Below are 19,243 nucleotides of genomic sequence, written 5' to 3'. Positions count from 1 at the left end.
GGGCGCGCGGCCGCCGGGAGTGTCTGATTCCGGCCGGTTCCGGCGCTCCGCCGCACGGGTGAGTTTCGGGACTGCCGCGCCGTGTCTGCGCGGTCTCCCGCGCGTGGACGCTTTCAGTGGACGGGCGGAACCAGTGTGATCAACTGCAAATGCCACCAAATACGCAACATCCGGTCTATTCGGGTAAGAGTGGGCCGGGCCGTCCCCGGAGGTATCAGTCATGTCCCACGTCGGCGTCCCGCGCGGGACATCCCGAAAGCGCCGCTCGCTCGCACTTCTCACCACGGGCGTGCTCGCCCTCCCCGCACTGGCCGGATGCAGCTCGGGCAAGGACGAGGCCACCAGCGCCGCCGTCGTCCCGCAGGACGTCGCACCGGCCGCCCGCGCCCAGGTGGCGGAGGGCGGCACGGTCAACTGGGCGATCGACGCGATGCCCGCCACCCTCAACGCCTTCCAGGCCGACGCGGACAGCGCCACCACCCGGATCACCGGTGCCCTGCTGCCGACCCTCTTCCCGCTCGACGCCAAGGGCCGGCCGCAACTGAACCCGGACTACCTGGAATCCGCGAAGGTGGTCGACACCGAGCCCAAGCAGGTCGTGCTCTACCGGCTGAACCAGCAGGCTGTCTGGAGTGACGGGCGGGAAATCGGGGCACCCGATTTCGTCGCCCAGTGGCGTGCGCTGAGCGGCAAGGACTCCGCCTTCTGGACAGCCCGCAACGCCGGGTACGAACGCATCGAGAAGATCGAGCGCGGCGCCGACGACCTGGAGGTCAAGGTCACCTTCGCCAAGCCGTACGCGGACTGGCGCTCCCTCTTCTCCCCGCTGTACCCGAAGCAGGTGACGGGCTCCCCGGACTCCTTCAACGACGGTGCGCGGTCCACGATCGAGGCGACCGCGGGACCGTTCCGGCTGCGCGAGGTGGACAAGGAGTCGGGATCCGTCACGCTGGCCCGCAACCCGCGCTGGTGGGGGAGGCCCGCCAAGCTCGACTCCCTGGTCTTCAAGGCCGTCAAGCCGCAGGACCGCACCGAGGCGCTGGCCGAGGGGAAGATCGACGTCGCCGACATCGACGCGGCGTCCGCACACCGCATCGTCCAGGCCGCCCGGGACACCGGCGCCAACGGCGCACCGCCCGCCCACGGCCCCGGCTCCGAGATCACCCCCGCCCAGGCGCTGCGGTCCTGGGCGCTGGCGCACGGCTCCGACGAAGAGGTGGCCGAGGAGGCGCAGGAGGCCCGGGACGAGAAGGCCGGTGCCGCGAAGGCGTACGCCGCCGAGCAGAGCGACCTCCGCGCATACGTGGTGCGCAAGTCCCTGGAGCCCGCGTACACCCAGCTCGCGCTGAACGGGGAGACCGGGCCGCTCGCCGACGACCGGGTGCGCCGGGCCGTGGCCCGTGCCCTGGACCGCCAGGAACTCGTCGACGCCGTACTCAAGCCGCTCGGCCTGCCCGCCGAGCCGCTCGGCAGCCACGTGGCCCTGGCCGGGCAGCCCGCCTACAAGGACGGCAGCGAGGCGCTCGGCAGCCAGGACACCAAGGAGGCCCAGGCCCTGCTTGCCGACGCGGGCTGGACGCGCGAGGGCGCCACGAAGAAGACGGACGGGACCAAGGCCGGCAGCGAGGGCGAGAAGCAGAAGGACGCAGGTAAGACGCAGGAGAAGGCCACGGAGGAGAAGGAGGCCGCACAGAAGAAGGAGGCCGCGGAGGAGAAGAAGGCCACGGAGGAGAAGGAGGCCGAGGAGGAGGCCACGGAGGAGAAGGCCGACAGCGCGACGGACGACGGCAAGACCGACGACGCCGCCCGGCGCGAGCCCTCCGAGGACGACGGCCTCTACATCGTCGGCGACGACGACAAGCCCGGAGAGGCGGAGGACGCGGCAATCCACGTCATCGCGCCCGCCCCGGCCGCAGCCGCACAGAGCGCCGCGCTGCTGCGCCAGGCGGGACGACTGGGCGAGACGGGCACGTCGGAGGACGCCCCCGTCCGGATCTCCGCCCAGGACCGGCAGCCCGGCGGCGCGGCCGGTGCCTACGCCCCGGCCGGTACCGCGGCCCCCGCCCAGGCCCCCGACTCCGCGCGCGGCCCCCTCGGCAAGGACGGCAAGCCGCTGTCGCTGCGGTTCGTCCTGCCGTCCGGCCCGGGCTCCGAGTCCCTGCGCAGCGTCGGCGACAAGATCGCGGCGATGCTGGACACGATCGGGATCCGTACCGAGATCACCAAGGTCTCCGACGACAGCTACTTCCGGGACCACGTCGCGTCAGGCGACTACGACCTGGCGCTGTACTCCTGGCCCGCCACCGCCTACCCGGCCACGGACGACCGCCCGATCTTCGCCAAGCCTGTGCCCGCCACCGACGGCTCGCTGCTCGTCGAGCAGAACTACACCCGCGTCGGTACGGACCACATCGACCAGCTCTTCGACGAGGCGGTCTCGGAGCTCGACGAGGGGGCGGCCGGCGACCTGATGAAGCAGGCGGACGCCCGCCTCTGGGCCGCCGCAGGATCGATTCCCCTGTACCAGCGGCCGCAGCTGGTCGCGACGGACAAGAAGCTCGTGAACGTCGGCGCCTTCGGCTTCGGGGCGCCGCACTACCAGGACATCGGTTTCAAGAAGCCGCAGTCCGCCGGTGCTCCGGCCAACACGAAGAAGTAGCAGGTCAGCGACTGGCCGAAAGCTCAGAACTGGCTCAATTCCCTTGCCCGCCGGACTGCCGGCGGGCAAGGCTGTGTCCACCCGCTGACCCGGGTAGCCGCTCCACCACCCGATCCCCGGGGCCCCAACCCCGGAGATCCCGCCGCGCAGGCTCCGCTCCGAGTCCCACCTCGGAGCCGTGGCCCGGATCCCCACCTCCGAGGCCGTCCGGCCCCGCGTGTGTGTCGTCCGCCCCGGGGGCGTGCTCACGGCCACCGGTGAATTCCTCCGGAAGAAGTGATCACGGGGGCGGAGACACGAAGCGGACGCGTGCTCGGCGGTCCGGCGGGACGGACCGAGGTCCGCACGCGTTCGAACAGGGGCCATCGCCCCGTATCGGGGGATCCCGCCGGCCGGCGGACAGGCCCCGTGGCCTGCCCTGTGGCCCGTCCCACGGCCGGTAGGACTTGCCCGGGAAGCCGGAGGCGCGCCCGCCCCGTACCATGGGACTAGCCGTGGCGTGTCCGCCCGGCGGGCGTACGAGGACTCAAGACCGACTAAGACGCCTGATCCCGACCCGAGAGAAGCGCTAGCCACCCATGCCCACGCGCCACGACATCCGTAACGTAGCCATCGTCGCCCACGTCGACCACGGCAAGACCACGCTGGTCGACGCCATGCTCAGGCAGGCCGGCGCCTTTGCCGCGCACGCCGCCGAGAACCTCGACGAACGCATGATGGACTCGAACGACCTGGAGCGTGAGAAGGGCATCACGATCCTGGCCAAGAACACGGCCGTGAAGTACCACCCCAAGGATGGCGGCGACGTCATCACGATCAACATCATCGACACCCCCGGCCACGCCGACTTCGGCGGTGAGGTCGAGCGAGGCCTGTCGATGGTGGACGCGGTCGTGCTGCTGGTCGACGCCTCCGAGGGCCCGCTGCCGCAGACCCGCTTCGTGCTCCGCAAGGCGCTGACGGCCAAGCTGCCGGTCATCCTCTGCATCAACAAGACGGACCGGCCGGACTCCCGCATCGCCGAGGTCATCGACGAGACGTACGACCTCTTCCTGGACCTGGACGCCGACGAGGACCAGATCGAGTTCCCGATCGTCTACGCCTGTGCCCGTGACGGCGTCGCCTCGCTGACCAAGCCGGAGGACGGCACCGTCCCGCCGGACAGCGACAGCCTGGAGCCGTTCTTCAGCACCATCCTGTCCGCGGTCCCGGCCCCGGAGTACGACGACGAGGCGCCCCTGCAGGCCCACGTCACCAACCTGGACGCCGACAACTTCCTCGGCCGTATCGCGCTGTGCCGCGTCGAGCAGGGCGAGCTGCGCAAGGGCCAGACGGTCACCTGGATCAAGCGTGACGGTACGCAGTCCAACGTCCGCATCACCGAGCTGCTGATGACCGAGGCGCTCACCCGTAAGCCCGCCGAGAAGGCCGGTCCGGGCGACATCTGCGCGATCGCCGGTATCCCGGACATCATGATCGGCGAGACCCTGGCCGACACCGAGAACCCGATCGCGCTGCCGCTGATCACGGTCGACGAGCCCGCCATCTCGATGACCATCGGTGCGAACACCTCGCCGCTCGTCGGCAAGGGCGGCAAGGGCCACAAGGTCACCGCCCGGCAGATCAAGGACCGTCTGGACCGCGAGCTCGTCGGTAACGTCTCGCTCCGCGTCCTGGAGACCGAGCGCCCCGACGCCTGGGAGGTCCAGGGTCGTGGTGAGCTCGCCCTGGCCATCCTCATCGAGACCATGCGCCGGGAGGGCTTCGAGCTCACCGTCGGCAAGCCGCAGGTGGTCACCAAGCAGGTCGACGGCAAGACCCACGAGCCGATCGAGCGCATGACGATCGACTCGCCGGAGGAGCACCTCGGCGCCATCACGCAGCTCATGGCGACCCGTAAGGGCCGCATGGAGACCATGACGAACCACGGTTCGGGCTGGGTCCGCATGGAGTGGATCGTCCCGTCCCGCGGCCTCATCGGCTTCCGTACGGAGTTCCTGACCCAGACCCGCGGCACGGGCATCGCGCACTCCCTGTTCGAGGGCCACGAGCCGTGGTTCGGCGAGCTGCGCACCCGTCACAACGGCTCGCTGGTGGCGGACCGCGCGGGCGTCGTGACGCCGTTCGCGATGGTCAACCTCCAGGAGCGGGGTGTCATCTTCACGGAGGCCACCACCGAGGTCTACGAGGGCATGATCATCGGCGAGAACTCGCGCGCCGACGACATGGACGTGAACATCACCAAGGAGAAGAAGCTCACCAACATGCGTGCGGCTTCCGCGGACACCACGGAGAACGTGGTGCCCGCCCGCAAGCTGTCGCTGGAGCAGTCGCTGGAGTTCTGCCGCGACGACGAGTGCATCGAGGTGACCCCGGAGACCGTGCGTATCCGCAAGGTCGTCCTGGACCAGAAGGAGCGCGGCCGCTCCGCGTCGCGCGCCAAGCGCTGACCTGGCACCACCCCGAGCGCGCCTGTCGAGAGGCCCGGTTCACCCGCAGATCATGTGGGCGAGCCGGGCCTCTCGGCGTTTCCTCCTCGACCCCCGGCCCGGGCTGGGGGAGGAAGTGTCGGGAGGCCCGGCTATGTGCTATTGGAAAGTTTCGGCGGATGCCGGAGGTGCGGTGATCAAGTGTGTCAGTTCTGTCACCGTGGCCTCGGGCTGCCCTGAAATCACTGGTGCTTTCGTCACCCGCACGCCATGCTGAGTCCTGCCGCACCGGGGAGTGCGGTGGTGATTGCCTTGTGACTGACCAGTACTTTGCGCAGGCAATCAATGGGGGCGCAGGGGGTGATGGCGTGTGTGCCGAGCCGTCTGCGCAAGATGAAATGGGACATCTTGAACATGCGTATCGCTTCGGCGGCGGTCGGGACCGCACTCGTCGCTTCGGCCCTGGTGGCCGGTCCGGTGACCACGGCAAGTGCCGCACCGCTGATCTGTGATCCGGGCAGCCGGTCGGTGAGCTGGGTGACCACGAGCCACAGCCGGGTGCTCACACACGCCCCGAAGGGCTTGGAGAAGGAGTACTCGGGGGGCAAGAAGACGTACTCGAAGACCGTCACCCACGAAAAGACACTGTCCTCCTCCTGGTCCGTCACCGGCGGCGCGTCCGCGGGCTTCTCGGTGGCCAAGGTGCTGGCGAGCCTCGATGCGCACGTCGAAGGCAGCTACACGCACTCCAAGGGGCACACCACGACCAAGAGCATCACGGTCACGGACGAGCTGACGAAGAAGGGCCGGTACTGGTTCTACGCGGGCCGGCTCAAGGCGTCCGGTTACTGGCAGGGCTTCCGCTGCGATCGCGGCACCAAGTGGATCGAGCAGGCGCACGGTACGGCGAAGACGTACGGGGCACTGGTCGAGGGGACCACCCGCTGCGGTGAGAAAGTCAGTAAGAAAAGCATCGCCAACCTGGTGCAGAAGAAGTACTGCTGACCCGGCTGCCCGACGGCAGAACCGGGAGTGCCCCGCCGATCCAGCCGGATCGGCGGGGCACTCCCGCGTGTGCGTGCCGCTTGCGGCGGGCACCACGACTGTCAGGGCCGTCGCCGCCCGGTCCTCTCCGGGTCCTCGGTCGGGAACGGTCCGATGCGCGGCCGGGGGAGACCCCGCCTTCGCGGGCGGCGGTGGCGGAAGGGGGAGGAGTGGTACCTGCCGACGGTCGCTGTCTCACGTGTCGGACGGTTGTGACGCGTAGCCAGGTGGCGCAGGGCGCAACCCGTTTTCTTTCGTCAGACGTCCGGATATCGACCGCCGTTCACCGGAGCACGTGTTAACAGTCCGTTTCGGGTGTGTCTGTCTAGGATCACTTTGTCCGAATTTCGGCCATCCGCGGCTTCCTATGTTGTCAAACCGAGACCCTTTAAGTGTGGTTTACAGCCCGGTTGTGCTCAATAGTTGGCTCAGTTGAGCTCGGGTCAATGAGGCGCGCACTGGCAGGGTGCCGACTCGCGAGCACGCTGGGTGTACCGGTCGAGCATGTCAGGGATGACTGCGGATGTCGGTACCTCTCTTGCGGTGAACAAAGTGGACTCTTGAGGAGGAACCCATGCGTGGTGTCATAAGCACCAACTGGGTCGTGTGCGCGACGTTGATCCCTACGGGGGTCGGCCGACCGTGACAAGTCCTGTGCAGATCGACGACGCCGAGGCGTCAGCCCTCCCGGCGTCCGGGAGTGAGTCGGTCTCCGGTGAGCCGGAGACCAAGAAGGCCGCAGGTCTTTCCCCCGGGCAGCTGATGTGGCGTCGGTTCAAGAGGGACCGCACCGGAGTCATATCCGCGTGCATCGTCATCTTCTTCTTCGCGGTGGCGATACTCGCGCCCGTGATCTCGATGCTCTACGGCAAGGACGCCTACACCCTTTACGGGCAGGACAACCTCGACCTCCTCGACGAGTTCAACATGCCGACGGGTGGGGCGGGTGGCATGTCCGCCGACCACTGGTTCGGCATCGAGCCCAACCTGGGCCGAGACGTCTTCATGCAGCTCGTCTACGGCATGCGCACCTCGATCTACACCGCTCTGGCAGCCACCGTCCTGATGGTTGTGGTCGGTGTGTTCTTCGGCCTGGTGGGCGGTTACTTCGGCGGCAAGATCGACTACTGGGTCGGCCGGCTGACGGACTTCCTGCTCGGCTTCCCCAGCCAGCTGTTCTTCATCGCCTCCATGCCGGTGGTCGTCGCGGCGTTCGTCCGCCCCGACGAGGAGACCCCCACCGCCCTGCGAGCCGTGGCGATCATCATCGTGCTGTCGTTCCTGGGCTGGATGGGCCTCTCCCGTCTGATCCGCGCGGAAACTCTGACCCTGCGTGAGCGGGAGTTCATCGAGGCCGCGAGGATCTCGGGCGCCTCGCCCTCGCGGATCATCCGCAAGGAACTGATGCCCAACATCATCACGCCGGTGCTCGTGCAGGCCACGCTGATGCTGCCGTCCACGATTCTCTCCGTGGCGTTCCTCTCCTACGTAGGCGTCGGCTTCGTCGAACCCACCCCGGACTGGGGTCGGATGTTCGCCATCGGTGCCGACATCTACGAGCAGGACCCGGTCTACATGCTGTTCCCGGGTATCGCCATGGTCGTCTTCGTGGTGGCGTTCAACCTTCTCGGCGACTCGGTCCGAGACGCGTTCGACCCCAAGTCCGGACGCTAGAACTTCCGTCCCCCCCGCGGATGGGGTAGCTGTCACCCGGACGCCGGCCAGGGCCGGACGCGCCAGGCAGCCCAGTTGGATCACTACTGACAGATAGGTACTCATCGTCATGAGCATCTTTGGTACGCGCCAGATGCGCGCCGCGGTCATCGCGGTGGCAGCCGGTTCGTTGGTGCTGACCGCATGCGGCGGCAGCGACAACGACAGCACCAGCAAGAGCAAGTCGAAGACCCAGGAAGACGCTGCCAAGCAGTCGTCGGCCGTCATCATGGGGGACGCGAAGGTCTCCACCGGGCCCGCGGCCGAGGTTCCCGGCGCCAAGTCCGGCGGCACCATGACGGTCTACCAGGAGGGTGACTTCTCGCACCTGGACCCGGGCCAGAGCTACGTCAGCGACGCCAAGCAGCTCGACCGGCTGCTCCAGCGTGGTCTGACGCAGTACCAGGAGGACGACAAGGGCCAGCTCACCGTCGTCGGTGACCTCGCCACCGACTCCGGCAAGGTGTCCGACGGCGGTAAGACCTGGACCTACACGCTCAAGGACAACCTCAAGGACGAGAACGGCAACGTTATCGACTCGTCCGACATCCGTCACACGATCGAGCGCCTGTACGCGCCGTTCATCACCGACGGTCCGATCTACATCCAGAACTGGCTGTCCGGCGCGGGCACCACGTACCGCAAGGCACTGCCTGAGGGTCCGTACAAGGGCAAGCACCTGCCGGACTCGGTCCTGGCGACCCCGGACGCGAAGACCGTCGTCTTCAAGTTCAAGGACGCGCAGCCCGACCTCGGCCAGGCGCTGGCGATGCCCGGCTACTCCGTGGTTCCGAAGGAGACGGACACCAAGGAGAAGTACGACACGGACCCGGTCTCGACCGGCCCGTACAAGATCGCCGACTTCAAGCCCGGCAAGTCGATGAAGCTCGTCAAGAACACGAACTGGGACCCGAAGTCCGACTCGGTCCGTCACCAGTACGTCGACGGCTTCAACATCGAGTTCAACCACGACGACGACGACCAGACCAAGACCCTCCTGGCCGACCGTGGCGAGGCCAAGAACGCCGTGATGTTCACGGGTCAGGTCGCCACCAACCAGGTGAGCAAGGTCGTCGGCGACGCGGCCGCGATGAAGCGCACCATCCAGGGCTACGCGCCGTACGTGTGGCAGCTCAACTTCAACCTGGACCGCATGACGGACAAGAAGGTCCGTGACGCGATCACCTACGCGATGCCGAACGCCCAGCTCTACAAGCTCGACGGTGGCGCGTACGGCGGCGAGACCGCGACCGGTCTGATGGCTCCGACCGTTCCCGGTTACGAGAAGGGCTACGACCCGTTCGGCAAGCTGAAGAAGCCGAACGGTGACGTCGAGAAGGCCAAGCAGCTGATCAAGGAAGCCGGCGCCGAGGGCAAGAAGGTCATCTACGCCTACGGCAACACCCCGGTCCGCCAGCAGCAGGCCGTCCTGATCACCAAGCGCCTGGAAGAGATCGGCCTCGAGGTCGTCAAGAAGGAGATCGACTCCTCCACCTGGTACGAGCAGGTCGGCAAGGTCAAGAACGGTCTCGACCTCTACATGACCGGTTGGGGCCAGGACTGGCCGTCGGCCTCCACGGTCATCCCGCCGGTCTACGACGGCAACCAGCTGCAGGACGGTTCCTCCGTCTACTCGCACATCAACGACCCCAAGGTCAACGCCGAGATCGCGCGCATCGTGAAGATCACGGACCCGGCCGAGGCCCAGAAGGCCTGGACCGTGCTGCACCACGACATCGTGGAGCGCATCAACCCGGCAGCGCCGATCTACTTCACCAAGGTGTTCCAGGTCTTCGGCTCCAACGTCGGTGGCCTCCGGTACTCGAGTGACGCCAGCTACGTCGACGTCACGCGTCTGTACCTGAAGAAGTAGCAACCCGCACAGGCCGATCCCGGGGGTGCGCACACGGCGGAGCGCGCACCCCCGGGACGTCAGGCCCTCTCCTGATGTCCCCCTCATTGCCGCCGTCCTGAGAGCAGCGACCAGCCATGCTTCGATTCCTCACTCGCCGGACGCTCGGCGCAGTCCTGACACTTTTCCTGATCAGTGCCGTCACGTACTTCATGTTCTTCGCCATCCCGCAGGACCCCGCACTGCTCGCATGTGGAAAGAACTGCACCCCGGACGCGCTGGAGGTCATTCACAAGAACCTCGGCCTGGACGAGCCGGTGGCGGTGCAGTTCTGGCACTACATGGTCGGCATCTTCGCCGGCCGTGACCTGGCCATGGGTGACTGCGCGGCTCCCTGCTTCGGTATCTCCTTCGCCAGCGGCCAGCCGGTGTGGGACACCATCGTCGACCGTCTCCCGCTGACGCTCTCCCTCTCCGCCGGCGGACTCGTCGTCTTCCTCGTGGTGGGCCTGGGCCTGGGCATGCTTGCAGCCTGGAAGAAGGGCACGAAGGTCGACAAGACGGTCAGCTCGGCTTCGCTCGTGCTGAGCTCCCTGCAGATCTACTTCCTCGGCCCCGTGGTTCTCGGGATCTTCGTCTACAGCACCGGATGGCTGAACAAGCCCAAGTACGTGCCGCTGACGGAGAGTTTCAGCGGCTGGTTCATGGGCCTGCTGATCCCGTGGCTCGTCATGTCGGTCATCTTCACGGCCCAGTACACTCGTATGTCGCGCTCGTCGATGATCGAACAGTTGCAGGAAGAGCACGTCAAGGCAGCCCGCGCGAAGGGCATGACGAGTCGTTTCGTCTTCTTCCGCTACGCCTGGCGAGGTTCGCTCATCCCGATCGTCACCATCATCGGTATGGACATGGGCGCGCTCTTCGGTGGCGCCATGGTCACCGAGCTCACCTTCGGTCTCGCCGGAGTCGGCCGCCTCGCCCGCGACTCCGTCATCCTGAAGGACCTCCCGCTGACCATGGGCGTGTTGATCTTCAGCGCCGCCTTCATCCTGTTGTTCAACGTCATAGTGGACGCCGCGTACGCGTTCATCGACCCGCGCGTGCGTCTGTCCTAGGAGTACGACCGTGACCACACTCACCAAGACCGAGGACTCGCCCGCACCCGCCTCGTCCGGAGCCTTCCTGTCGGTGCGGGACCTGAAGGTCCAGTTCTCCACCGAGGACGGCATCGTCAAAGCCGTGGACGGGCTCTCGTTCGACCTGGAGCGCGGGCAGACGCTCGGTATCGTCGGCGAGTCGGGTTCCGGCAAGTCGGTGACCAACCTGAGCATCCTGGGGCTGCACAACCGGCGCAGCACCGAGGTCTCGGGCGAGATCGTGCTGGACGGCCAGGAGATCACCGGCGCTTCGGACAAGCAGCTCCAGACGCTCCGCGGCAACAAGATGGCGATGATCTTCCAGGACGCGCTGACCGCGCTCTCGCCGTACTACACGGTGGGCCGGCAGATCGCCGAGCCGTACATGAAGCACACGGGTGCCTCCAAGAAGGAGGCGCGTGCGCGGGCGATCGAGATGCTCGGCAAGGTCGGTATCCCCGACCCGAAGAACCGCGTCGACGACTTCCCGCACCAGTTCTCCGGCGGTATGCGCCAGCGCGCCATGATCGCCATGTCGCTGGTCTGCAACCCCGAACTGCTGATCGCCGACGAGCCGACGACGGCCCTGGACGTCACCGTCCAGGCGCAGATCCTCGATCTGCTCAAGGACCTTCAGCAGGAGTTCGGTTCGGCGATCATCCTGATCACCCACGACCTCGGCGTCGTCGCGAACACCGTCGACGACCTGCTGGTGATGTACGCGGGCCGGGCCGTCGAGCGCGGCACCGTGCGTGAGGTGCTCAAGACTCCGGAGCACCCGTACACCTGGGGCCTGCTCGGTTCGATGCCGCGGCTCTCCCAGGACGTGGGCTCGGAACTGACGCCGATCCCGGGGTCACCGCCCAGCCTGCTGAACCCGCCGTCGGGCTGCGCGTTCAATCCGAGGTGCTCGTTCGTCGACATCGTCGACGGGAGTGGGCGCTGCGTGAACGAGCGACCCCTGCTTCCGGAAGGGCGTGGCTCTGCCTGCCACCTCACCGGCGAGCAGAAGCAGCAGGTTTTCATCGAGACGATTCAGCCCCGGCTGGGCTGATGTACCGGCAACTGGGGCTATGACCATGAGCGAGAACAAGAGCAACACCGCCGGTCCGGACACGGCTCAGGCACAGCGGGAGCCGGATGTCACGGAACCGCTCCTGAGCGTGAAGGGCCTGACCAAGCACTTCCCGATCTACGGCGGATTTCCCTTCAAGCGGCAGGTCGGCGCGGTCCAGGCCGTCGAAGGCGTGACGCTCGACGTGTACCCGGGCGAGTCCCTCGGTCTGGTGGGTGAATCGGGCTGTGGCAAGTCGACCACGGGCCGGCTCCTCACCCGGCTGATGGAGCCGACCAGCGGCACGATCACCTACAACGGCCAGGACATCTCCCACGCCAACCGTAGGAAGCTGGCGCCGATCCGGTCCGAGATCCAGATGATCTTCCAGGACCCGTACGCCTCGCTCAACCCGAGGCAGACGGTCGGAACGATCATCGCGGGGCCGATGGAGGTCAACGGGATCAACCCGCCCGGAGGCCGTGAGGCGCGGGTGCGGGAGCTGCTGGAGACGGTCGGGCTCAACCCGGAGCACTACAACCGCTTCCCGCACGAGTTCTCCGGGGGCCAGCGTCAGCGCATCGGTGTTGCCCGCGCGCTCGCGCTCAACCCCAAGATCATCATCGCGGACGAGCCGGTCTCGGCGCTCGACGTGTCGATCCAGGCGCAGGTCATCAACCTGCTCCAGGAGCTCCAGCGAGAGCTGAACATCGCGTTCGTCTTCATCGCGCACGACCTGGCGATCGTCCGGCACTTCTCGCAGCGCATCGCGGTGATGTACCTCGGCAAGGTGGTGGAGGTCGCCGACCGCGACTCCCTCTACAACGCGCCGCGCCACCCGTACACGCACGCCCTGCTGTCGGCCGTGCCGAACGCGGACCTGGATGCCGACAAGACGGAGCGGATCCGGCTCTTCGGTGACGTGCCGTCGCCGATCATGCCGCCGTCCGGCTGCCGCTTCCGGACCCGCTGCTGGAAGGCGCAGGACAAGTGCGCGACGGAGGAGCCCCCGCTGGTGCAGCTTTCGGGTGCCCGTGAGGGCCACCTGACGGCCTGCCACTTCCCGGAGGAGCCGACCACGCAGAAGACCGGCCCGGACGTCGTTCTCGACCCCGCGCTGATCGCTCTGGAGAAGGACGCGGACACGAAGTAGCAGGACCCTCCGGCGAAGCCGGGAGCTCGGGTGCCGGACGCGGAAGCGTCCCGGCACCCGTTCGCGTTTCCGGGGCCCCGCGGAGCAAAGGGCTGTCCCGTGATCCGTGGTGGATCAGCGCGCGGCGTCGGATGCGGTGCATCGCAAGGCGGAGGAGCGTCCGCATACTGGATGTGTTCGGATGTTCCGGCAACGCGGCGAGGTGCCGTAGCTGTCGTCGTGCGCCCGCCAGGGATTACGGGACAGCCCTAAGGCGGGCGACCGGCTCATCCGGCCGGCACGGTGACTTCAGGTGCCGCCGGCTTCGCGGAGGCGGAGGCGGACGGCGTGCGGTAGGCGCGAAGGGGGCCGTTGGCCGCGGCCACCGCGGCGACCGCCAGAGCGGCGGAGAGGCCTCCGAGGACCAGGGCGAACGGGGCGGAGGTGGCCGAGGCCAGCAGTCCCCCACGGAAGTTGCCGAGTTCGGGTCCCGCGACACCGATGACGTGTTCCACCGAGGAGACCCGCCCCCGGTACGCGTCCGGGGTCTCCAGCTGGACCAGGGCGCTGCGGGTGACGACGGACACGGTGTCGGCCGCGCCCGCCACGGCCAGGCAGCCGAGCGCGAGCCACAGCGGCGCCGCCAGACCGAAACAGGCCAGCGCCAGACCCCAGACGCCGGCCGCGGACAGCTGAACCAGGCCGCTGCGGCGCCATCGCGTCACGGTCCCGGAGAGCAGACCGGCCGTGATCCCGCCGACCGCGACGGCCGAGAGGAACAGGCCCAGGGTCTGCGGATCGCCCCCGAAGCGGATCTCGTTGACCAGCGGGAAGAGCGCGACGGGCATGGCGAGCAGCGTCGCGGACAGGTCGGTGGCCAGCGAGCCCCGCAGCGTCGGGCGGCCGAGGACGATCCGCCAGCCGCCCCGCTCCGGCCGGCGCCGGCCGCCCGCGACGCCGGTGCCACCGGGCGGCATGGCGGGCAGACGGATCACCGCGAGCATCGAGACCGCCATGGCCACGGCCTGGGTCGCGTACGCGGCGGGGAAGTCCCAGCGGGCGATGATCAGCCCGGCCGCCGCGGGGCCCGCCAGCATCGCCGCCTGGAAGGACACGTTGGTCAGCGCGAGACCGGCCGCGACCTGATCGCCCGGCAACAGGCGGACCGGAAAGGTGCGCCGGGCAGGAGCCCCCAGAGCGCTGCAGCTCGTCCCCAGGGCGACCAGGGCGAGCAGCAGCAGCACGCTCCGGTTGCCCGCCAGGGCCTGGGCGCACAGCCCCGCGGCCGCCAGCAGCTGGCCCGCGGTGGTGGCCCGCACCACCGCACGGCGGTCGACGGTGTCGGCCAACGTGCCGCCGAGCAGCCCGAACAGCACGATCGGCAGGCCGGTGGCGAGCCCGATGGCGCCGGTGCCCACGGGGCTGCCGGTCAGGTCCCAGACCTGGGCCAGCACTGCCACATTGGCTATCTGGCCGCCCAGTTGGGAGATCGAGGTGCCGATCCACAGGTCGCGGAACGACCGGCTGCCACGCAGTGGGCGGGTGTCGAGGAACCGGACGCGGAAGCGCCCCTTCATCGAGGTGGCTCGACAAGGTGGTCGAGGACTCGCTCCCGCATCGACCGGCGTTCCAGAGCCCGCCGCACCTCCGCGACGACGGCGGTCATCGCGTGCGGGATCTCGCTGTCTAGTTCGGCGACCGTGGCGTGGGTGGCACGCCACTCCGCCTCCAGGAACGGCACCAGCGACCGGCCCCGCTCGGTCAGGTCGATCTGGCGGGTGCGGGCGTCGGGCCCCGGCTCGGAGGTGACCAGACCCTCCTTGAGCATGGCGGCGACGGTCTGGCTGATCGCGGAGTGCGAGCGGTCCAGGGACTTCGCCAGCTCGAGAATGGTCAGTGGCCCGGTGTGGGCGAGGCGGATCAGCGGATAGGCGAACCGAGGCCGCACCCCCTTGATGTCACGCTCGACGTAGACCTGCTCGATCTCGGTGTCCATGGCCGCCAGCAGCTCGTGCAGGGAGTGCCAGGGATCGGGCAGCGCTGTGGGATCAGGATTTATCACAGCGCTAATATAACAGCGCTTGGGTAATTGGATCGTGAGCGCGCTCGGGCCGATCCTGCGAGGAGGCCCTAAGGGTTGTCCCAGCGCGCGGCGTCGGATGCGGTGCATCGCAAGGCGGAGGAGCGTCTGCATACTGGATGTGTTCGGACGTTCCGACAACGTGGCGAGGTGCCGTAGCTGTCGTCGCGCGCCCGCCAGGGATTACGGGACAGCCCTTAGCATCCGGGCGTGGACACGACGTACCGGCCCGCCGCCCGGGTCATCTGCCTTGACGCCGCCGACCGCCTGCTTCTTCTGCGCTGGCGGGACCCGTTCGACGGGACGATGCTCTGGGAGCCACCCGGTGGCGGCGTCGAGCCCGGCGAGACGCCACTGGCGGCGGCACGACGTGAACTGGTCGAGGAGACCGGGCTCGACGCGACTGCCGTCCTTGACCGGTCGGTGCTCGTCGATCGTGATGTGCGGTGGAACGGCAAGCGGTACGTCGGGACGGAGCACTTCTTTGCCGCTCGGTTCGCCGGCGAGCGGCCATCCCTGGTGCGGACCGGACTGCTCCCCGACGAGCGGGCCAACCTGGACACGCATGCCTGGATCGGATGGTCGGACCTGATCTCTCTGCCGGACCCGATCGAGCCGCCGCAGATACTGACCGTGCTCGGCGCCCTCATGCCGGACGGCCCGTGGGGCGACCGGGATCGCTCATGAGGTGCGGTCGCGACGACCGGGATCGCAAATGAGGTGCGGTCACGGTACTCGGCATCCTGGCGGGCCCGGGCCCCCTCGCGGCGGGAGCCTCGGAAGCGGCGGTGACGTCGGCAACCTCGGAAGCGGCGCAACGTCGGAAGCTGCGGAATGCAGGAAGCGGCCGAAACCCGGATGCGGGTGTCGCGCGGTCACCTCTAGGCTGCGCCCACTGGGTGGGCGAGGCGCGCCGATGGGGCGTCAGCGGATCGGAGATGCACGGGGTATGACCAGTCAACTGTTCGCGATCTGCTTCAACGCGACTCAGCCGTCGGACCTGGCGCGGTTCTGGTCCGGGGTTCTGGGCTGGGAGTCTGCTGACGGCCCGGACGGCGCCGCGATCCTGCCCCCTGACAGCGCCGGGTTCCGCATCCGCTTCCTGCCGGGCCGGGAGCCGAAGACCGGCCGGAACCGCGCGCACTTCGACCTGACGAGCACCTCCCCGGAGGACCAGCGGGAGACGGTGTCCAGGGCGCTGGAACTGGGCGGGAAACACATCGACGTGGGCCAGCTTCCGGAAGACGGGCATGTGGTGCTCGCCGACCCGGACGGCAACGAGTTCTGCGTCATCGAGCCGGGCAACAAGTTCCTCGCCGACACCGGCTTCATCGGGGCACTGGCCTGCGACGGTACGCAGGAGGTCGGCTACTTCTGGAGCGAGGCGCTGCGGTGGCCGCTGGTCTGGGACCAGGACCAGGAGACCGCGATCCAGTCGCCGGACGGCGGCACGAAGATCACGTGGGGCGGTCCTCCGGTGGCGCCGAAGGCGGGTACGAACAGGCTGTACCTCGAGCTGGTGCTGCCGGCCGGCGCCGACCGGGAGGCGGAGGCCGACCGCCTGGTCTCGCTCGGCGCGACGCGCGCCGACGCCGGCGAGGGCGACGACGCCCGGGTGCTGATGCTCGACCCCGACGGCAACGAGTTCTCCGTACGGAGGCACCCGTAGCGGCGCCCTGTCGAACGGTTCGGGCGGAGGGCGGCCGCTCCGGCGGCGCAGCCGGGCTGTGCGACCGCAGCCCCGAGCGTTACGCGGGGCCGGGCAACGCCTGGCCGTGATCCGCGCCCCCGGCCTGTTCCAGGATGCGGAGGGCGTCGGCGGCCGCCGGTGACAACACGGTGTCGTCCCGCAGGTCGGCAAGGGGGACCCACGCCACCGCGTCGGTGGAGCCGTCGGTCTCGGCCACTTCCGGTGCCCCGCCCCTCAGGGCGACGACGTAGAACAATGCCGTGAGGTTCCAGCTCACTCCGTTCCGCCGGACCGCGTAGGTTCGCGCATCGGCCAGCCGGGCGTCGGCTAGTTCGAGCCCCGTCTCCTCCCGGAGTTCACGGGCCAGGGCCTCGACGGGCTGTTCGCCCGGGTCGATTCCGCCGCCCGGCAGGTGCCACAGCCCCGGCGTGAAGACAGGGGACGTGTCCGACAGCCGGGCCAGCAGGAGCCGGTCGCCCTCCGCCGCTATTGCGTACGCCGAAACACGGGTCTGTACGTGAGCGCCCACGGTGCCCGCCCCTCCCTGTTCGAATTGCTGACAGGTTGGCACCCTAACGCCGCCGGCCGGCCTTGCCGGGACCGATGCCCGCTGCGGGCTCCGACGCACCGTCACTCTCGGCCGCCACCGATCCGCCAGCCTTCTGTATCCGAATGCTCCATCTGTGCCCGGATGGCGGGAGTAAATGTGCGAAAGGTTATTTATCAGGTGATATTTGACCTCACGTACGACGGAGCACTACGAGGAGGCACTCCATGCGCGGAGCCACACAGGTCAAGTGGGCCGCATGTGCGGTGGCCGTCGCCCTGGCGGCGACGGCCTGCGGCGGAGGGGACAGTGGCGGTGGTGGCGGTGGCGCCGATGGGATCGTGAGCTCCTCCTGGGGTGACCCGCAGAACCCGCTGGAGCCCGCCAACACCAACGAGGTGCAGGGCGGCAAGGTCCTCGACATGATCTTCCGCGGGCTCAAGAAGTACGACCCGAAGACCGGCGAGGCGACGAACATGCTCGCCGAGAAGATCGAGTCCACGGACAACCAGAACTTCACGATCACGGTGAAGGACGGCTGGACCTTCAGCAACGGCGAGAAGATCACCGCCAAGTCGTTCGTGGACGCCTGGAACTACGGCGCCCTGTTGAAGAACAATCAGAAGAACGCCTACTTCTTCGGTTACATCGACGGATACGACAAGGTCCACCCCGAGACCGGCACGGCGAGCGCCACCAAGCTCGCCGGCCTCAAGCAGGTGGACGACAAGACCTTCACGGTCAAGCTGACCCAGAAGTTCTCCCTGTGGCCCGACACCCTCGGCTACCCCGCCTTCTCGCCGCTGCCGTCGGCCTTCTTCACCGACCACGCGGCCTGGGTGTCCAAGCCGGTCGGCAACGGCCCGTACACGATCGACACGTACACCAAGGGCTCGTCGATGAACCTGCGCAAGTGGGACGACTACCCCGGTGACGACAAGGCGCAGAACGGTGGGATCGACCTCAAGGTCTACACCGACAACAACACCGCCTACACCGACCTGACCGCCGGCAACCTCGACCTCGTCGACGACGTGCCCGCATCCCAGCTCAAGAACGTCAAGGCGGACCTCGGCGACCGCTACATCAACACCCCGGCCGGCATCATCCAGACCCTCGCGTTCCCCTTCTACGACGCGCAGTGGAACACTCCCGGCGCGATCAAGGTCCGTCAGGGCCTCTCCATGGCGATCAACCGCGAGCAGATCACCAACCAGATCTTCCAGAAGACCCGCACCCCCGCCTCCGACTGGACCTCCCCGGTCCTCGGCGAGGACGGCGGCTTCAAGAAGGGTCTGTGCGGCAAGGAGTGCACGTACAACGCGGCCGACGCCAAGAAGATGATCGAGGACGGCGGCGGCATCCCCAACGGCCAGCTCAAGATCTCGTACAACGCGGACACCGGCTCCCACAAGGAGTGGGTCGACGCCGTCTGCAACAGCATCAACAAGGTCATGGGCAACAACAAGGCGTGCGTGGGCGCCCCGGTCGGCACCTTCGCCGACTTCCGCAGCCAGGTCTCCCAGCAGAAGCTGCACGGCGCCTGGCGCGCGGGCTGGCAGATGGACTACCCGCTGATCCAGAACTTCCTGCAGCCCGTCTACTACACCAACGCCTCGTCCAACGACGGCAAGTGGAACAACAAGCAGTTCGACGACCTCGTCAACAAGGCGAACGCCGAGTCGGACAAGGCCAAGGCAGTCTCCACCTTCCAGGACGCCGAGAAGGTCATGGTCCAGCAGATGCCCGTCATCCCGCTCTGGTACCAGAACGGCAGCGCCGGCTACTCGGAGAACGTCACCAACGTCTCGCTGAACCAGTTCAGCGTCCCGGTGTACGAGCAGATCAAGGTCAAGTAGGCGGCTCAGGCCGGGTGACCGGTGCGCTCCCGCACCGGTCACCCGGCT

The 19,243-nt window shown here is 68.1% G+C and carries 14 protein-coding genes; 11 read left to right on the top strand and 3 right to left on the bottom strand.

Annotated features, from left to right (window positions below):
- Positions 1 to 220: 220 nt before the first annotated feature.
- The 8 genes from ABT025_RS02655 (at position 221) to ABT025_RS02620 (ending at position 13,040) form a co-directional block, all read left to right on the top strand.
- The gene (locus tag ABT025_RS02655) at positions 221 to 2,659 is read left to right on the top strand and encodes an ABC transporter family substrate-binding protein (RefSeq protein ID WP_350989028.1); all 2,439 of its coding nucleotides are present in this window, start codon (positions 221 to 223) and stop codon (positions 2,657 to 2,659) included.
- 578 nt (positions 2,660 to 3,237) lie between these two features.
- Positions 3,238 to 5,109 carry a translational GTPase TypA gene (gene typA, locus ABT025_RS02650; protein WP_350989026.1) on the top strand — a complete coding sequence of 624 codons (1,872 nt, stop codon included), beginning with the start codon at positions 3,238 to 3,240 and terminating at the stop codon, positions 5,107 to 5,109.
- Positions 5,110 to 5,502: 393 nt separating this feature from the next.
- Positions 5,503 to 6,093 (top strand): hypothetical protein, encoded by a 591-nt coding sequence (locus tag ABT025_RS02645; protein ID WP_350989024.1) that lies wholly within the window; start codon positions 5,503 to 5,505, stop codon positions 6,091 to 6,093.
- Positions 6,094 to 6,774: 681 nt separating this feature from the next.
- Positions 6,775 to 7,806, top strand: coding sequence for an ABC transporter permease (locus tag ABT025_RS02640; RefSeq protein WP_350989022.1), 1,032 nt, complete (start codon positions 6,775 to 6,777; stop codon positions 7,804 to 7,806).
- Between the two features lie 109 nt (positions 7,807 to 7,915).
- On the top strand, positions 7,916 to 9,718 hold the full coding sequence (locus tag ABT025_RS02635) for an ABC transporter substrate-binding protein (RefSeq protein ID WP_350989017.1): 1,803 nt from the start codon (positions 7,916 to 7,918) through the stop codon (positions 9,716 to 9,718).
- A 116-nt stretch (positions 9,719 to 9,834) separates the two neighbouring features.
- Positions 9,835 to 10,812, top strand: a complete 978-nt coding sequence (locus ABT025_RS02630; RefSeq protein ID WP_350989015.1) for an ABC transporter permease — start codon at positions 9,835 to 9,837, stop codon at positions 10,810 to 10,812.
- A gap of 10 nt (positions 10,813 to 10,822) precedes the next feature.
- On the top strand, positions 10,823 to 11,887 hold the full coding sequence (locus tag ABT025_RS02625; protein WP_350989013.1) for an ABC transporter ATP-binding protein: 1,065 nt from the start codon (positions 10,823 to 10,825) through the stop codon (positions 11,885 to 11,887).
- A 25-nt stretch (positions 11,888 to 11,912) separates the two neighbouring features.
- Entirely contained in the window at positions 11,913 to 13,040 is a 1,128-nt protein-coding gene (locus tag ABT025_RS02620; RefSeq protein ID WP_350989011.1) for an ABC transporter ATP-binding protein, read from the top strand.
- Positions 13,041 to 13,306: 266 nt separating this feature from the next.
- Here ABT025_RS02620 and ABT025_RS02615 read toward each other — a convergent pair whose 3' ends face one another.
- The gene (locus ABT025_RS02615; RefSeq protein ID WP_350989010.1) at positions 13,307 to 14,596 is read right to left on the bottom strand and encodes an MFS transporter; all 1,290 of its coding nucleotides are present in this window, start codon (positions 14,594 to 14,596) and stop codon (positions 13,307 to 13,309) included.
- Positions 14,593 to 15,081, bottom strand: a complete 489-nt coding sequence (locus ABT025_RS02610; protein ID WP_350989008.1) for a MarR family winged helix-turn-helix transcriptional regulator — start codon at positions 15,079 to 15,081, stop codon at positions 14,593 to 14,595. The genes ABT025_RS02615 and ABT025_RS02610 overlap by 4 nt, the downstream gene beginning before the upstream one ends.
- A 228-nt stretch (positions 15,082 to 15,309) precedes the next feature.
- Between ABT025_RS02610 and ABT025_RS02605 the strand changes: the two genes are divergently transcribed.
- Positions 15,310 to 15,786: an NUDIX domain-containing protein gene (locus ABT025_RS02605; RefSeq protein WP_350989006.1), complete on the top strand. Its 477-nt coding sequence runs from the start codon at positions 15,310 to 15,312 to the stop codon at positions 15,784 to 15,786.
- Positions 15,787 to 16,048: 262 nt separating this feature from the next.
- A complete protein-coding gene (locus ABT025_RS02600) occupies positions 16,049 to 16,768 on the top strand; it encodes a VOC family protein (RefSeq protein ID WP_350989004.1) in 720 nt (239 codons plus the stop codon).
- A gap of 79 nt (positions 16,769 to 16,847) precedes the next feature.
- Here ABT025_RS02600 and ABT025_RS02595 read toward each other — a convergent pair whose 3' ends face one another.
- Entirely contained in the window at positions 16,848 to 17,318 is a 471-nt protein-coding gene (locus ABT025_RS02595; protein ID WP_350989002.1) for an NUDIX hydrolase, read from the bottom strand.
- Between the two features lie 245 nt (positions 17,319 to 17,563).
- Here ABT025_RS02595 and ABT025_RS02590 point away from each other — a divergent pair, with 245 nt between their 5' ends.
- The gene (locus ABT025_RS02590; protein ID WP_350989000.1) at positions 17,564 to 19,195 is read left to right on the top strand and encodes a peptide ABC transporter substrate-binding protein; all 1,632 of its coding nucleotides are present in this window, start codon (positions 17,564 to 17,566) and stop codon (positions 19,193 to 19,195) included.
- The last annotated feature ends 48 nt before the right edge of the window (positions 19,196 to 19,243 follow it).

Origin of the sequence: Streptomyces sp. NPDC002809, assembly GCF_040295435.1 — a bacterium.
Taxonomy (GTDB): domain Bacteria; phylum Actinomycetota; class Actinomycetes; order Streptomycetales; family Streptomycetaceae; genus Streptomyces.
The sequence above is the reverse complement of the archived record's forward strand: the minus strand, read 5'-3'. Positions and strand labels throughout refer to the sequence as shown.

Excerpts from the sequence above, each read along its gene's own strand:
- ABT025_RS02655 (WP_350989028.1), top strand. The coding sequence starts at position 221 with ATGTCCCACGTCGGCGTCCCGCGCGGGACATCCCGAAAGCGCCGCTCG.
- typA (WP_350989026.1), top strand. The coding sequence starts at position 3,238 with ATGCCCACGCGCCACGACATCCGTAACGTAGCCATCGTCGCCCACGTC.
- ABT025_RS02645 (WP_350989024.1), top strand. The coding sequence starts at position 5,503 with ATGCGTATCGCTTCGGCGGCGGTCGGGACCGCACTCGTCGCTTCGGCC.
- ABT025_RS02635 (WP_350989017.1), top strand. The coding sequence starts at position 7,916 with ATGAGCATCTTTGGTACGCGCCAGATGCGCGCCGCGGTCATCGCGGTG.
- ABT025_RS02630 (WP_350989015.1), top strand. The coding sequence starts at position 9,835 with ATGCTTCGATTCCTCACTCGCCGGACGCTCGGCGCAGTCCTGACACTT.
- ABT025_RS02620 (WP_350989011.1), top strand. The coding sequence starts at position 11,913 with ATGAGCGAGAACAAGAGCAACACCGCCGGTCCGGACACGGCTCAGGCA.
- ABT025_RS02615 (WP_350989010.1), bottom strand. The coding sequence starts at position 14,596 with ATGAAGGGGCGCTTCCGCGTCCGGTTCCTCGACACCCGCCCACTGCGT.
- ABT025_RS02600 (WP_350989004.1), top strand. The coding sequence starts at position 16,049 with ATGACCAGTCAACTGTTCGCGATCTGCTTCAACGCGACTCAGCCGTCG.
- ABT025_RS02590 (WP_350989000.1), top strand. The coding sequence starts at position 17,564 with ATGCGCGGAGCCACACAGGTCAAGTGGGCCGCATGTGCGGTGGCCGTC.